Annotated in this window: 16 protein-coding genes and 1 pseudogene; 14 read left to right on the top strand and 3 right to left on the bottom strand. The window is 69.9% G+C overall.

Features of this window, described 5'->3' with window-relative positions:
• Positions 1-17: 17 nt before the first annotated feature.
• Entirely contained in the window at positions 18-1043 is a 1026-nt protein-coding gene (gene queA / locus VFM98_RS03605; RefSeq protein ID WP_325108534.1) for a tRNA preQ1(34) S-adenosylmethionine ribosyltransferase-isomerase QueA, read from the bottom strand.
• Between the two features lie 61 nt (positions 1044-1104).
• On the opposite strand from queA, the gene recG reads away from it, so the two are divergent.
• The 4 genes from recG to ubiA are packed head-to-tail and all read left to right on the top strand — an operon-like array spanning position 1105 to position 5973.
• Positions 1105-3171 (top strand): ATP-dependent DNA helicase RecG, encoded by a 2067-nt coding sequence (gene recG, locus VFM98_RS03600; protein ID WP_325108532.1) that lies wholly within the window; start codon positions 1105-1107, stop codon positions 3169-3171.
• A gap of 45 nt (positions 3172-3216) precedes the next feature.
• Entirely contained in the window at positions 3217-4170 is a 954-nt protein-coding gene (locus VFM98_RS03595; protein ID WP_325108531.1) for a LysR substrate-binding domain-containing protein, read from the top strand.
• Positions 4171-4174: 4 nt separating this feature from the next.
• A complete protein-coding gene (locus VFM98_RS03590; protein WP_325108530.1) occupies positions 4175-5113 on the top strand; it encodes a Dyp-type peroxidase in 939 nt (312 codons plus the stop codon).
• Entirely contained in the window at positions 5113-5973 is an 861-nt protein-coding gene (ubiA, locus tag VFM98_RS03585) for a 4-hydroxybenzoate octaprenyltransferase (protein ID WP_325108529.1), read from the top strand. The genes VFM98_RS03590 and ubiA overlap by 1 nt, the downstream gene beginning before the upstream one ends.
• A gap of 76 nt (positions 5974-6049) precedes the next feature.
• On the opposite strand, the gene proC is transcribed toward ubiA, so the two are convergent.
• Together proC and VFM98_RS03575 are read right to left on the bottom strand one after the other, a co-directional pair.
• A complete protein-coding gene (gene proC, locus VFM98_RS03580) occupies positions 6050-6868 on the bottom strand; it encodes a pyrroline-5-carboxylate reductase (protein ID WP_325108528.1) in 819 nt (272 codons plus the stop codon).
• Positions 6865-8016: an esterase-like activity of phytase family protein gene (locus tag VFM98_RS03575; protein ID WP_325108527.1), complete on the bottom strand. Its 1152-nt coding sequence runs from the start codon at positions 8014-8016 to the stop codon at positions 6865-6867. The genes proC and VFM98_RS03575 overlap by 4 nt, the downstream gene beginning before the upstream one ends.
• Before the next feature lie 50 nt (positions 8017-8066).
• Between VFM98_RS03575 and glpK the strand changes: the two genes are divergently transcribed.
• The 10 genes and pseudogenes from glpK to VFM98_RS03525 all read left to right on the top strand — a co-directional run.
• Positions 8067-9566: a glycerol kinase GlpK gene (gene glpK, locus VFM98_RS03570; protein WP_325108526.1), complete on the top strand. Its 1500-nt coding sequence runs from the start codon at positions 8067-8069 to the stop codon at positions 9564-9566.
• A complete protein-coding gene (locus tag VFM98_RS03565) occupies positions 9563-11170 on the top strand; it encodes a glycerol-3-phosphate dehydrogenase/oxidase (RefSeq protein WP_325108525.1) in 1608 nt (535 codons plus the stop codon). The genes glpK and VFM98_RS03565 overlap by 4 nt, the downstream gene beginning before the upstream one ends.
• 204 nt (positions 11171-11374) lie before the next feature.
• On the top strand, positions 11375-11743 hold the full coding sequence (gene rplN / locus VFM98_RS03560) for a 50S ribosomal protein L14 (protein ID WP_013902964.1): 369 nt from the start codon (positions 11375-11377) through the stop codon (positions 11741-11743).
• Positions 11744-11752: 9 nt separating this feature from the next.
• Positions 11753-12070, top strand: coding sequence for a 50S ribosomal protein L24 (gene rplX / locus VFM98_RS03555; RefSeq protein ID WP_325108524.1), 318 nt, complete (start codon positions 11753-11755; stop codon positions 12068-12070).
• 2 nt (positions 12071-12072) lie between these two features.
• A complete protein-coding gene (rplE, locus tag VFM98_RS03550) occupies positions 12073-12615 on the top strand; it encodes a 50S ribosomal protein L5 (RefSeq protein WP_325108523.1) in 543 nt (180 codons plus the stop codon).
• Positions 12616-12625: 10 nt separating this feature from the next.
• Positions 12626-12931, top strand: coding sequence for a 30S ribosomal protein S14 (rpsN, locus tag VFM98_RS03545; RefSeq protein WP_325108522.1), 306 nt, complete (start codon positions 12626-12628; stop codon positions 12929-12931).
• Positions 12932-12952: 21 nt separating this feature from the next.
• A complete protein-coding gene (rpsH, locus tag VFM98_RS03540) occupies positions 12953-13348 on the top strand; it encodes a 30S ribosomal protein S8 (protein ID WP_325108521.1) in 396 nt (131 codons plus the stop codon).
• 15 nt (positions 13349-13363) lie between these two features.
• Positions 13364-13897 carry a 50S ribosomal protein L6 gene (gene rplF, locus VFM98_RS03535; RefSeq protein ID WP_325108520.1) on the top strand — a complete coding sequence of 178 codons (534 nt, stop codon included), beginning with the start codon at positions 13364-13366 and terminating at the stop codon, positions 13895-13897.
• A gap of 11 nt (positions 13898-13908) precedes the next feature.
• A complete protein-coding gene (gene rplR, locus VFM98_RS03530; RefSeq protein ID WP_325108533.1) occupies positions 13909-14274 on the top strand; it encodes a 50S ribosomal protein L18 in 366 nt (121 codons plus the stop codon).
• Between the two features lie 17 nt (positions 14275-14291).
• Positions 14292-14442: pseudogene (locus VFM98_RS03525) on the top strand (30S ribosomal protein S5); the annotation flags it as partial.

Below are 14442 nucleotides of genomic sequence, written 5' to 3'. Positions count from 1 at the left end.
CAGCATCGTGATGGGATTCAGGTGCGCGCGAGCAGCATGGCGTCGCCATAGCTGAAGAAGCGGTAGTGGCTTTCGACTGCGTGGCGGTACAGCGCCATCGCGTGCTCGTAGCCGGCGAAGGCGCTCACCAGCATCAGCAGGGTGGACTTGGGCAGGTGGAAATTCGTCAGCAGCAGGTCGACCTGGCGGAATTCGAAGCCGGGCGTGATGAAGATGTCGGTGTCCCCGCTCGCCTGGCCGCTGCGGGCCCAGGATTCGAGCGTGCGCACCGTGGTCGTCCCCACGGCCACCAGCCGGCCGCCGCGCGCGCGCAGCTCCGCGATCGCCTGCTGCGTCGCCGCGGGCACCTGGTACCACTCGCTGTGCATGCGGTGCTGCGCGATGTCCTCGGTCTTCACGGGCTGGAAGGTGCCGGCGCCGACGTGCAGCGTGACGCTGGCGCGCTGCACGCCGCGGGCATCCAGCGCCGCCAGCACCGCTTCATCGAAGTGCAGGGCGGCGGTGGGCGCGGCGACCGCGCCCGGATTTTTCGCGAACACGGTCTGGTAGCGGCGCGCGTCTTCGGCCGTGTCGGCGTGCGTGATGTAGGGCGGCAGCGGCACGTGGCCGTGCCGCTCCATCACCGCGTACGGGTCCTCGCTGAAGGCGAGGCGAAACAGCGGGCCGTCTTCCTCCGGCCAGCGCCCGAGCAGGGTGGCGCCGAAGCCGCCGTCCATGCGCAGCTCAGTGCCCACCGGCGGCTTCTTGCTCACCTTCATGTGGGCCACGACCTCGCGCTCGCCCAGCACGCGTTCCACCAGCAGTTCCAGCCTGCCTCCGGTGGGCTTCTCGCCGAACAGGCGCGCCTTCACGACCTGGGTGTCGTTGAACACCAGCAGGTCGCCCGGCTGCAGCAGGGTGGGGAGTTCACGGAAGACGCGATCGACCGGCGCAGCGCCGGTGCCATCCAGCAGCCGCGAGCCGCTGCGTTCGGCGGCGGGGTGCTGGGCGATCAGTTCGGGAGGCAGGGCGAAATCGAAATCGCCCAGGGTGAAGTGGCGCATGTGCTTGAGGGCCGGACGGACCCGTTCCAAGTGGAAAGAAATTGCAGGGCAGAATTGTCCCATGCCGGAACCCAAGGCGCTGTCCGAACCGCAGAAAGCCCTCATCAAGCTGGGCCTCGAACGCGACATCGACCTGGCCCTGCACATCCCCCTGCGCTACGAGGACGAGACGCGGATCGTCAAGCTGCGCGACGCGCGCGAGGGCGACACGATCCAGATCGAGGCGACGGTGGTCGAGAGCCAGGTGCAGTACCGGCCGCGGCGGCAACTGGTGGTGAAGGTGGACGACGGCACCGACACCTGCGTGCTGCGCTTCTTCACCTTCTATCCCTCGCAGCAGAAGTCGCTCGCCGTGGGCGCGCACCTGCGCATCCGCGGCGAGGTCAAGGGCGGCTTCCTGGGCTGGCAGATGGTGCATCCGTCCTGGAAGGCCGCCGGCGGCGCGCTGCCGCAGGCGCTGACGCCGGTGTATTCCAGCGTGGCGAGCCTGCCGCAGGCCTACCTGCGCAAGGCGGTCGCCAGCGGCCTGCAGCGGGCCGACCTGTCCGAGACCATCCCGCCCGATGCACCGCCGGCGCCTGGGCGCGCGCGCGAATGGACGCTGAAGCAGGCCCTGCAGTTCCTGCACCACCCCACGCCGGAGGTTTCGCTGGCGGCGCTGGAGGATCGCAGCCATCCGGCCTGGCAGCGCCTGAAGGCGGAGGAGCTGCTCGCGCAGCAGCTGTCGCAGGTGCAGAGCCGGCGCGAGCACGACCGCCTGCGTGCGCCGGCCTTGCGACCGCGCCCCGGCGGGCTGCACGAGCAGTTGCTGGCGGCGCTGCCCTTCCAGCTCACCCACGCGCAGCGCCGCGTGTCGGAGGAGATCGCGCAGGGGCTCGCACGCGAGCGCCCGCTGCACCGTCTGCTGCAAGGCGACGTCGGTTCCGGCAAGACGGTGGTGGCGGCGCTCGCGGCCGCCATCGCGATCGACGCCGGCTGGCAGTGCGCGCTGATGGCGCCGACCGAGATCCTCGCGGAACAGCACTTCCGCAAGCTGATCGGCTGGCTGGAGCCGCTGCTGGCGCCGCGCGGCCTGCGCGTGGCCTGGCTCACCGGCAGCCAGCGCAAGAAGGAGCGCACCGGGATGCTGGCGCTGATCGCCAGCGGCGAGGCGGCGCTGGTGGTCGGCACCCATGCGGTGATCCAGGAGCAGGTGCAGTTCAAGGCGCTGGCGCTGGCGATCATCGACGAACAGCATCGCTTCGGCGTGGAGCAACGGCTCGCGCTGCGGGGCAAGCCGCAGGAGGAGGGCGGCGAGCCGCACCTCCTGATGATGTCCGCTACGCCCATCCCGCGCACGCTCGCCATGAGCTACTACGCCGACCTCGACGTCTCCACCATCGACGAACTGCCCCCCGGCCGCACGCCCGTCGTCACCAAGCTGATCTCCGACCGCCGCCGCGACGAGGTGGTCGAGCGCATCCGCGCCCAGGTGGCGCAGGGCCGGCAGGTCTACTGGGTGTGCCCGCTGATCGAGGAAAGCGAGACGCTGGACCTCACCAACGCCACCGCCACCCACCAGCAACTGAGCGAGGCGCTGCCCGGCGTGCTGGTGGGCCTGCTGCATTCGCGCATGCCGCCGCCGGAGAAGAAGGCGGTGATGGCGCTCTTCACCGGCGGCCAGATGGGTGTGCTGGTCTCCACCACGGTGATCGAGGTCGGCGTCGACGTGCCCAACGCCTCGCTGATGGTGATCGAGCATGCCGAGCGCTTCGGCCTGTCGCAGCTGCACCAGTTGCGCGGGCGCGTCGGCCGCGGCGCGGCGGCTTCGGCCTGCGTTCTTTTGTATTCGGCCGGCGACAACGGCCGGCTCGGCGACACGGCCCGGGCCCGCCTGAAGGCGATGGCGGAGACCAGCGACGGCTTCGAGATCGCCCGCCGCGACCTGGAAATCCGCGGCCCGGGCGAATTCCTCGGTGCTCGCCAGTCCGGCGCGCCGCTGCTGCGATTCGCCGATCTCGCCCTCGATGCGCCGCTGCTGGAATGGGCGCGCGAAGTGGCGCCGCGGATGCTCGACCGACATCCGGAGCTCGCAGAGCGCCACGTGAGCCGCTGGTTGGGTGGAAAATCGGAATACCTGAAGGCCTGAGCGGACCCGATAGCATTCCGCGAGGCCTCGACCCAAGTCGAACCCATGACGCTCACCGAGCTCAAGTACATCGTGGCGGTCGCGCGCGAAAAGCATTTCGGCCGCGCGGCGGAAGCCTGCTTCGTCTCGCAGCCGACGCTGTCGGTGGCGATCAAGAAGCTGGAGGACGAGCTCGAGGTGAAGCTGTTCGAGCGCAGCGCCAACGAGGTCGCCGTCACGCCCTTGGGCGAGGAGATCGTGCGCCAGGCGCAGAGCGTGCTGGAGCAGGCCGCGGCGATCAAGGAGATCGCCAAGCGCGGCAAGGACCCGCTCGCCGGCCCGCTGCGCCTGGGCGTGATCTACACCATCGGCCCCTACCTGCTGCCGGACCTGGTGCGCCAGGCCATCGCGCGCACGCCGCAGATGCCTCTGATGCTGCAGGAGAACTTCACCGTCAAGCTGCTGGAGATGCTGCGCACCGGCGAGATCGACTGCGCCATCATGGCCGAGCCCTTTCCGGATACGGGACTCGCGATCGCGCCGCTGTACGACGAGCCCTTCCTCGCCGCGGTGCCGAGCAACCATCCGCTGTCCACGCACAAGGCGATCAACGCCGAGGAACTGAAGCAGGAGACGATGCTGCTGCTCGGCACCGGCCACTGCTTCCGCGACCACGTGCTGGAGGTGTGCCCCGAATTCGCCCGCTTCTCCAGCGACGCGGAGGGCATCCGCAAGAGCTTCGAAGGCTCCTCGCTGGAGACGATCAAGCACATGGTGGCGGCCGGCATGGGCGTGACGCTGGTGCCGCGCCTGTCGGTGCCCAAGGAGGCGTTCTCGACCAAGCCCAAGCGGCGCAGCGAGGACCAGGCCTTCGTCAAGTACATCCCCTTCGAGGGCGAGCCGCCGAGCCGGCGCGTGGTGCTGGCCTGGCGCCGCAGCTTCACCCGCTACGAGGCCATCGCCGCCCTGCGCAACGCGATCTATGCCTGCGAACTCCCGGGCGTGAAGCGCCTGTCCTGATGCCATGAGAGAAATACCCGACACCCCCGCCCGGCTGCACCAGCCCGGCATCCTCGATGCGCTGCCGGCGGTGGCGCGCTACGTCTGGTTCCGACTCGCCGACCCTGCCGTGGGCGTCGCCGACGTCAAGGAGGCGCTCACGCGCGTCACGCCGCTCGTCGACGGCAGCGACGTGGTGCTGGGCCTCGGGCCCTCGCTGGTGCACGCGCTGGGCGCCGAGATCCCCGGGCTGCACGAGTTCCCGGACTTCTCGGCCCACGGCGTGGAGGTGCCTTCCACCCCCGGCACACTGTGGGCCTGGCTGCGCGGCTCCGACCTCGGCGACCTGCTGCACGTCACGCGCAAGGTGCAGAAGGCGCTGGCGCCGGCCTTCGTGCCGCAGCACGTGGTCGATGCCTTCCGCCACGCCTGGGACGAGCGCCACGGCAAGGACCTCACCGGCTTCGAGGATGGCACCGAAAACCCGGAAGGCGAGGCCGCGGAAGAGGCCGCCTTCGCCCACGGCCTGGGCGAAGGGCTCGACGGCGCCAGCTACGTCGCCGTGCAGCAGTGGGTGCACGACATCGACGCCTTCGAGGCGGTGGAGGACCAGGCCCGCGACCACATCATCGGCCGCCGCCTGACGGACAACGAGGAACTGGAGGACGCGCCCGAGACGGCGCACGTGAAGCGCACCGCGCAGGAGAGCTTCGATCCCGAAGCCTTCGTGCTTCGCCGCTCCATGCCCTGGATGGAGGGCATGCGGGCGGGCCTGCTGTTCGTGGCCTTCGGCAAGTCCTTCTACGCCTTCGAGGCGCAGATGCGCCGCATGGCCGGCTACGACGACGGCCTCACCGACGCGCTGTTCGGGATCTCGAAGCCGGTGAGCGGCTCCTATTTCTGGTGCCCGCCGATGCGCGACGGCCGCCTCGACCTGCGCCGCCTGGGCCTGGGTACCTCGTGATGGAAAAGGGCAAGCTCGCGCTCTACCTCGACCTGATCCGCTGGGACCGCCCCGCGGGCTGGCTGCTGCTGCTGTGGCCCTCGCTGTACGCCTTGTGGATCGCCGCCGGCGGCTTTCCGGGCTGGCACCTGGTGGCCGTGTTCACGCTCGGCACGATCCTGATGCGCAGCGCCGGCTGCTGCGTCAACGACGTGGCCGACCGCGAGTTCGACCGCCACGTGAAGCGCACCGCGCAGCGGCCCGTCACGACCGGCGCGGTGTCGGTGCGCGAGGCGCTGGTGCTGGGCGCCGTGCTGGCGCTGGCGGCTTTCGCGCTGGTGCTGACGACCAATGCGGCGGCCATCGCCTGGTCCTTCGCGGCGCTGGCGATCTCGGTGATCTATCCCTATGCCAAGCGCTTCGTCTCGATGCCGCAGGCGGTGCTGGGCATCGCCTTCAGCTTCGGCATCCCGATGGCGTTCGCGGCGGTGCAGGGGCACGTTCCGCTGCTCGCCTGGGTGCTGCTGCTGGGGAATCTCTTCTGGGTGCTCGCCTACGACACCGAGTACGCGATGGTCGATCGCGACGACGACCTGCGCATCGGCATCAAGACTTCCGCCATCACGCTGGGGCGCTCGGACGTGGCGGTGGTGATGGCCTGCTACGTCGCCGCGATCGTCGTGTGGGCCGTGGTGATGGTGGGGCGCATCCCGCCGCTGTTCATCGCGCTCACCGCAGCGGCGGCAGGCGCGCAGGCCGCGTGGCACTACACGCTGATCCGCGACCGCTCGCGCGAAGGCTGCTTCAAGGCCTTCCGGGTGAACCACTGGTTCGGGTTCGCGCTGTTCGCCGGAACCGTCGCCGGCTTCCTGTTTTCGTAGGCTGGAGCTGAGCGGCGAAGCCCGAAGCCCAGCGCTTGCGCGCATCGCTGGGCTTGCGCTTCGCTCCAGCGCCAGGCTACCGGCCGAACTCGTCGCCCAGTTCCTCCGCCCGCTTGCACGCCGCGTGCAGCGCCCGCACGAATGCGGCCTTGACCTGGGCCTGCTCCATCGAGGTGAGCGCTGCGTAGGTCGTGCCGCCCTTGGACGTCACCCGCTCACGCAGCAGCTGCAGCGGCTCTTCCGACGCCCGCGCCAGCTCCGAGGCGCCGGCGAAAGTGCCGACGGCGAGCCGCCGCGCCTGCTCGGCGCCCAAGCCCATCTCTTCGCCCGCCTGCGTCATCGCCTCGAGGAAATAGAACACGTAGGCCGGGCCGGAGCCGGAGAGCGCCGTCACGGCATCGAGCTGCTTCTCCGCGTCCACCCACAGGAACTCGCCGGTGGTGGCGATCACCTGTTCGACCCGCGCCTTCTCGGCAGCCGTCACGCCCGCGCGCGCGAACAGCGCCGTCATGCCCTTGCCCACCAGCGCCGGCGTGTTGGGCATGGCGCGCACGACGCGCTCGCTGCCCAGCCAGGCCGCGATGCTGTCGGAGCGGATGCCGGCCGCCACGCTCAGGTGCAGCGCCTGCCGCACGTGGGGGCCCGCCTGCGCCGCCGCCTCCTTGAAGGTCTGCGGCTTGACCGCCCACACGACCAGCCCGCAGGAGGCGACGGCCGCGCCCGCCTGTTCTTCGGCGGTGACGCCGAACTGCTGCCGCAGCCGCTCGCGGGCCTGCGCGAACGGCTCGACGACGGCGATCTGCGCCGGCGCGAGGCCCTGGCGGATCAGTCCGCCGACGATGGCGCTGGCCATGTTGCCGCCGCCGATGAATGCGATGCGCGAGTTGTCCATCATTCCTCTCCCAGGTATTCGAAAGCCGCGAACTGCGTGACCTGCCGGGTGCTGAAATTGTCGTCGCTCACGAGCACCAGCGAGCGCCGCCCGCCCGGCAGCCGCCGGCCCCAGCACATGCCTTCCGTGTTGTCGAGGCGCGAGAGGGCGTGCTGCGCGAGATCGGCCACGAAGCGCTTGGGGCACGCGCGGTGGTTGCCGGCTTCCAGCCGCGGCAGCGCCAGCGTGTCGCTGCCTTCGCGGGTCTCGACCTCGTACAGGCGCAGCGACATGCCGATGCCGGCCATGAAGGCGCGTTCCAGCACCAGCATGCGCGCGGCGTCGATCATCAGGATCTCGCTCACGCCGTTGTCGGCGGCGCCGGGCAGCACCGGCGCCTGCGGGATCGCGTCGGGCAGGTAGGCGACCTGGCGCACGGCGCGGCCCGAGGCGAGGTCGAACGCGGTGAAGCGGCACGGGCCGCCGGGCCGGCCGACGCCCGGCTCCGGGCCGTCCTGGTGCAGCGCCGCCTCCATGCCGACCCACGCCGTGCGCCCGTCGGGCGCGAGCGCCAGGCCCTCGAAGGTGCGGTTCGCGCGCGGGCCGGTGCCCGGGCGGATGAAGCGGAACATCGGCGGCACGTCCAGTTCGCGCACGAAGCTGCCGTCCAGGCGCGCTTCGCGCACGGACGGCGACTGGTTGGCGGGGTAGTCGCCCTCGCTGGTCCAGAGGATGCCGCGTCCGCCGGGCAGCAGGCGGATGGCTTCCGGATCGACCACTTCGCCGCCGGCCTGGCGCTTCGGAAAGGGCGTGCCGGCCGCCTGGCGCAAGGTGACGGGCGCCAGCACTTCGACCTCGAGTCCGCTCGCGCGCACGTCCACGCGCAAGGTGTAGAAGCGCGCCGGCTGCAGCGCGGAGCGGTCGTCGCTCAAGGCCACCCACAGGCCGCTGGCCGGATCGTGGTCCAGGCCCGAGAGCCCGCCCACCGTCGTGCCCTGCACCTGCAGGCCGTGCGGCAGGATCTTCTCTCCCAGCAGGCGCAACTGCGACGGGCCTTGCGCTGCCGGCGCGGCGCGGCGCGTGGCGCAGCCCGCCGCGGCCAGCGCGCAGGCGGCTGCGGCCCCGCGCAGCAGCACGCGACGCGACACCATGGGGCTCGGCGACAACAGCATGGGCGGCGAGTCTAGTCGCTGCCTCGGCGCATCGGTTACGCTGCCGGCCCATGAAATACGTTCTCGCCCTGGACCAGGGCACGACGAGTTCGCGCGCGATCGTGTTCGACCGGGCCGGCCAGGTGGTGGCGCTGGCGCAGCGCGAGTTCGCGCAGATCTTCCCGCAGCCCGGATGGGTGGAGCACGACGCGCGCGAGATCTGGGCCACGCAGCATGCGGTGGCGCTCGAGGCCCTGGACAAGGTCGGCGGCTGCGCGGAGGTGGCCGCGATCGGCATCACCAACCAGCGCGAGACCACGCTGCTGTGGGACCGCGCCACCGGCCAGCCCGTGGCCAACGCCATCGTCTGGCAGGACCGGCGCACGGCGCCGCGCTGCGACGAACTGCGCGCCAACGCGCGCGCTGCCGCGCGCATCCAGCAGAAGACCGGCCTCGTCATCGACGCCTATTTCGCCGGCACCAAGATCGAATGGCTGCTGGACCACGTGCCGGGCGCGCGCGCCCGCGCCGAGGCCGGCGAGCTCGCCTTCGGCACCATCGACAGCTGGCTGGTCTGGAACCTCACCGGCGGCCGCGTGCACGCCACCGATGCGAGCAACGCCTCGCGCACGCTGCTGTTCGACCTGCACGCGCAGGACTGGGACGACGAGCTGCTGGCGCTGCTGCGCGTGCCGCGCGCGGTGCTGCCGGACGTGCTGCCTTCCAGCGCGGTGATCGCCGAGACCGAGTCCTCGCTGTTCGGCGCGGCGCTGCCGATCGCGGGCATCGCGGGCGACCAGCAGGCCGCCACCTTCGGCCAGGCCTGCTTCGCGCCCGGCATGGCCAAGAACACCTACGGCACCGGCTGCTTCATGCTGATGAACACCGGCGCGCAGCCGGTGGCCAGCGGCAATCGCCTGCTCACCACGGTGGGCTGGCAAGGCCCGCCGGGCATGCACCGCACGGCCTACTGCCTCGAAGGCAGCGTCTTCGTGGCCGGCGCCACCGTGCAATGGCTGCGCGACGGCCTGCAGATCATCCAGTCGGCGGCCGAAGTGGAATCGCTCGCGGCGCAGGTGGACGACACCGGCGACGTGTACCTGGTGCCCGCCTTCGCGGGACTGGGCACGCCGGACTGGGACGGCTACGCCCGCGGCACGCTGGTGGGCCTCACACGCGGCACCGGCCGCGCCCACATCGCCCGCGCCGCGCTGGAGGCGATCGCGCTGCAGTCGGCCGACGTGTTCGGCGCCATGGCGCGCGACGCCCGCATCCCGCTGACCGAGCTGCGGGTGGACGGCGGCGCCTCGCGCAACAACCTGCTGATGCAGATGCAGGCGGATTTCCTGGGCGTGCCGGTGGTGCGGCCGAAGGTGACCGAGACCACCGCGCTCGGCGCCGCCTATCTCGCGGGCCTGGCCACCGGCTTCTGGCAGGGCGGCGACGAGATCGCGGCCCAGTGGCAGGCCGAGCGCCGCTTCGAGCCGCGCCTGGCCGAGCCGCAGCGCCTGGCCAAGCTGGCGCGCTGGCGCCAGGCGGTGGAACGCGCGAAGGGGTGGGCCCAGCCTTGACCGACGCGGCAGCAGCGCCTGCGCTCCCGACGCGGCGCGAAGAACTGCTGGAGCGCCTGGCGCGCTCCGGAACCTGGGACCTGGCGGTGGTGGGCGGCGGCGCCACGGGATTGGGCGTGGCCCTGGACGCGGCCTCCCGCGGGCTGAGCGTCGTGCTGCTGGAGTCGTACGATTTCGCCAAGGGCACGTCCTCGCGGGCCACCAAGCTGGTGCACGGCGGCGTGCGCTACCTGGCGCAGGGCGACATCGGCCTGGTGCGCGAGGCCTTGCACGAACGCACCACCCTGCTGCGCAACGCGCCGCACCTGGCGCAGCCGCTGCCCTTCGTGCTGCCGACCTACAAGCTGTGGGAGATGCCCTTCTACGGCGCCGGGCGGGTGATGTACGACGCGCTGGCCGGCGTCGCCGGCCTCGGCCGCACCGAGTTCCTCACCCGCGGGCGCACGCTGCAGGCGCTGCCGACCGCGCAGCCGCAGGGCCTCAAGGGCGGCATCCGCTACTGGGACGGCCAGTTCGACGACGCCCGGCTGGCGCTGGCGCTGGCCCGCACGGCGGCCGTGCACGGCGCCCTGGTCGTCAACTACTGCGAGGTCACCCAGCTCCTCTATACGGAAGGCCGGGTGAGCGGCGTGGCGGCGCGCGATGCGGAGACCGGGCGCGAATTCCGCCTGCAGGCCCGCTGCGTGGTGAACGCCACCGGAGTCTGGGTCGACGCGCTGCGCCAGCAGGACGGCAGGGCCATCGGCCGCGCAGCACAGCCGATGGTGGCGCCCAGCCAGGGCGTGCACGTGGTTGTCGACCGGGATTTCCTGCCCGGCCAGCACGCGCTGATCGTGCCGAAGACCGCCGATGGGCGGGTGCTGTTCGCCGTGCCTTGGCTCGGCAAGCTGATCCTGGGCACCACCGACACCCCGCGCGATGACCTGCCGCGCGAGCCGCGGCCGTTCCAGCAGGAACTGGACTTCATCCTGCAGGAATCCGGCCGCTACCTGGTGCGGGCGCCGCGGGTCCAGGACCTGCGCAGTACCTGGGTGGGCCTGCGCCCGCTGGTCCGGCCGGTGGGCAACGGCGACGAGCCGACCAAGACGCTCAGCCGCGAGCACACGGTGCTGGTGAGCCGCTCCGGCCTGGTCACCGTGACCGGCGGCAAATGGACGACCTACCGCGCGATGGCGGAGGACGTGCTGGAGAAATGTTTCGCGGCCCATTTGCTGCCGCAGGCTGCCACGGGAGTGACTGCCGACTTGCCGTTGGTCGGCGCGCCGGGGCGGGGCGCTGCGCCCACGCCGTTGAGCGCGGCGCCCGGGCCCCATCTCTATGGATCCGAGGCGGCCCAGGTCACCTCCCTGGGGGGCGACCACCGCCACCTGGGAGGTGGGCTGACGGCCGCGATGGTCCGCTTCGCCGCCCGCCATGAATATGCGCGGACGGTCGAAGACGTGCTGGCGCGGCGGTTTCGCCTGCTGTTCCTCGACGCCGCGATGGCGGGGCAGCTGGCGGACGAAGTCGCCGCGCTGCTGCAGGCCGAGACGGGGGCGGATCCGCAGGCCGAGGCTTTCAAGGCGCTGGCGAGGACCTACGGGCAGGCTGTAGGACCCATTTGACAAATCCTGTCAATCGGTCATAATCGCGGGCTCGCCTCTTCGGAGGTGAGGTGGCTATTGTCCAGGCCGCTTCCTTGAAGTGGCGTCGCCCATTCGGAATTGGCGGGCCTGCGGGTCCTTCAGTGACGGCGGGCCCAAGACTGTCCCGATGCCTTGCCGGATCGTCCGGTGCGGAGTGTTCGGGTCAAGTTGGGAATAAACGAAATGATCCAGACTGAATCTCGGCTCGAAGTCGCCGACAACACCGGCGCGAAGTCCGTTCTTTGCATCAAGGTGCTGGGCGGCTCCAAGCGTCGCTACGCGAGCGTCGGCGACATCATCAAGGTGAGCATCAAGGAAGCCGCGCCGCGCGGCCGCGTCAAGAAGGGCGAGGTCTACAGCGCCGTGGTCGTCCGCACCGCCAAGGGCATCCGCCGTGGCGACGGCTCCCTCGTCAAGTTCGACGGCAATGCCGCCGTGCTGCTCAACAACAAGCTGGAGCCCATCGGCACCCGCATCTTCGGCCCGGTCACGCGCGAACTGCGTACCGAGAAGTTCATGAAGATCGTGTCCCTGGCCCCGGAAGTCCTGTAAGGAACCGCCATGAACAAGATCCGCAAGGGTGACCAGGTCATCGTGCTGACCGGCCGCGACAAGGGCAAGCGCGGCACCGTGGTGCTGCGCAAGGACGACGAGCACGTCGTCATCGAAGGCATCAACCTGGTGAAGAAGCACACCAAGCCGAACCCGCTGAAGGGCACCACCGGCGGCATCGTGGAGAAGGCCATGCCGATCCACATCTCCAACGTGGCGATCTACAACCCCTCGACCGGCAAGGCTGACCGGGTCGGGATCAAGGTCGATGGCGACAACCGCAAGCGCGTGTTCAAGTCGTCCGGCGAAGAAATCAAGGTGGCCTGACCATGCCCGCACGTCTGCAAGATCACTACCGCACCAAGGTCGCCAAGGAGCTGACCGAGAAGTTCGGCTACAAGTCGCCGATGGAAGTGCCGCGCATCACCAAGATCACGCTGAACATGGGCGTGAGCGAGGCCGTGGCCGACAAGAAGGTGATGGAAAACGCCGTCGGCGACCTGACCAAGATCGCCGGCCAGAAGCCCGTGGTGACCAAGGCCAAGAAGGCCATCGCCGGCTTCAAGATCCGCGAAGGCCAGGCCATCGGCACGATGGTGACGCTGCGCGGCCAGCGCATGTACGAATTCCTCGACCGCTTCATCACCGTGGCCCTGCCGCGCGTGCGTGACTTCCGTGGTGTGAGCTCGCGCGCCTTCGACGGCCGCGGCAACTACAACATCGGCGTCAAGGAACAGATCATTTTCCCGGAAATCGAGTACGACAAGGTCGACGCCATCCGCGGCCTGAACATCTCGATCACCACCACGGCGAAGACGGACGACGAGTGCAAGGCACTGCTGGCCGGCTTCCGTTTCCCGTTCAAGTCCTGATAGGTGCACTGTGGCAAAAACTGCTTTGATCCAGCGTGAACTGAAGCGTGACAAGCTGGTCGCCCAGTACGCGAAGAAGTACGAAGAGCTGAAGACGATCGCCAACGACGCGAAGAAGAGCGACGACGAGCGCATGGCCGCCCGCCTGGCGCTGCAGAAGCTCCCGCGCAACGCCAACCCCACCCGCCAGCGCAACCGCTGCGAGCTGACCGGCCGTGCCCGCGGCACCTTCCGCCAGTTCGGCATCACGCGCCACAAGGTGCGCGAAATGGCCTTCACCGGCGACATCCCCGGTGTCATCAAGGCCAGCTGGTAAGCGCAGGCAGGAGAGATACATATGAGCATGAGTGATCCCATCTCCGATCTGCTGACGCGCATCCGCAACGCGCAGATGGTCTCCAAGGCCACGGTGACGGTGCCCTCTTCCAAGGTGAAGGTGGCCATCGCCCAGGTGCTGAAGGACGAGGGTTACATCGACGGCTTCCAGGTGAAGACCGAGGGCAACAAGAGCGAGCTCGAGATCGCCCTCAAGTACTACGCCGGCCGTCCCGTGATCGAGCGCATCGAGCGCGTGAGCCGTCCCGGCCTGCGCGTCTACAAGGGCCGCGACGCGATCCCCCAGGTCATGAACGGCCTCGGCGTCGCCATCGTGACCACGCCCAAGGGCGTGATGACCGACCGCAAGGCGCGCGCTACCGGTGTCGGTGGCGAAGTGCTGTGCTACGTCGCCTAAGCGAAGGATAGGAACATGTCCCGAGTCGGAAAATCGCCGGTCGCCGTCCCGCAGGGCGTCGACGTGGCCATCAAGGAAGACCAGATCAGCGTCAAGGGCGCGGGCGGCACGCTGCAGCTCGCCACCAACGGCCTGGTCAAGGTGAACAACGAGGGCGGCAAGCTGACGTTCGTCCCCGCGGACGAATCGCGTGAAGCCAACGCCATGAGCGGCACCATGCGCCAGCTGGTGAACAACATGGTCGTGGGCGTCACCAAGGGCTTCGAGAAGAAGCTGTCGCTGGTGGGCGTGGGCTACCGCGCCGCCGCGCAGGGCAACAAGCTGAACCTGCAGGTCGGCTACTCGCACCCCGTGAACATCGAGATGCCCGCCGGCATCACCGCCGCGACCCCCACCCCGACGGAAATCGTCATCAAGGGTGCCGATCGCCAGCGCGTGGGCCAGCTGGCCGCCGAGATCCGCGCCGTCCGCCCGCCCGAGCCCTACAAGGGCAAGGGCATCCGCTACGCGGACGAGAAGATCGTGATCAAGGAAACCAAGAAGAAGTAAGGAGCATGACGATGTTGACCAAGAAGGAACAGCGTCTGCGCCGTGCGAAGCAGACCCGCATCCGCATCGCCAAGCAGGGCGTCGCCCGCCTGACGGTGAACCGCACCAACCTGCACATCTACGCGAGCCTGATCTCCGACGACGGCTCCAGGGTGCTGGCCACCGCCTCCACCGCCGAAGCCGAAGTGCGTTCGCAGCTCGGTGGCGCCGGCAAGGGCGCCACGGTGGAAGCCGCTGCCCAGATCGGCAAGCGCATCGCCGAGAAGGCCAAGGCCGCCGGCGTCGAGAAGGTCGCGTTCGACCGCGCCGGCTTCGCCTACCACGGCCGCGTCAAGGCGCTGGCCGAGGCCGCCCGTGAAGCGGGCCTGCAGTTCTAACGGACAGGATCAGCAAAATGGCACGAGTGCAAGCGAGAACCCAGGGTGACGGTCCGGAAGACGGCCTGCGGGAGAAGATGATCGCGGTGAACCGCGTGACCAAGGTGGTGAAGGGCGGCCGCATCCTCGGCTTCGCCGCGCTCACCGTGGTCGGCGACGGCGACGGCC

It is taken from the genome of Ramlibacter sp., assembly GCF_035706265.1.
Classification (GTDB): domain Bacteria; phylum Pseudomonadota; class Gammaproteobacteria; order Burkholderiales; family Burkholderiaceae_C; genus Ramlibacter.
This window is presented reverse-complemented; position numbering and strand designations above follow the sequence as displayed.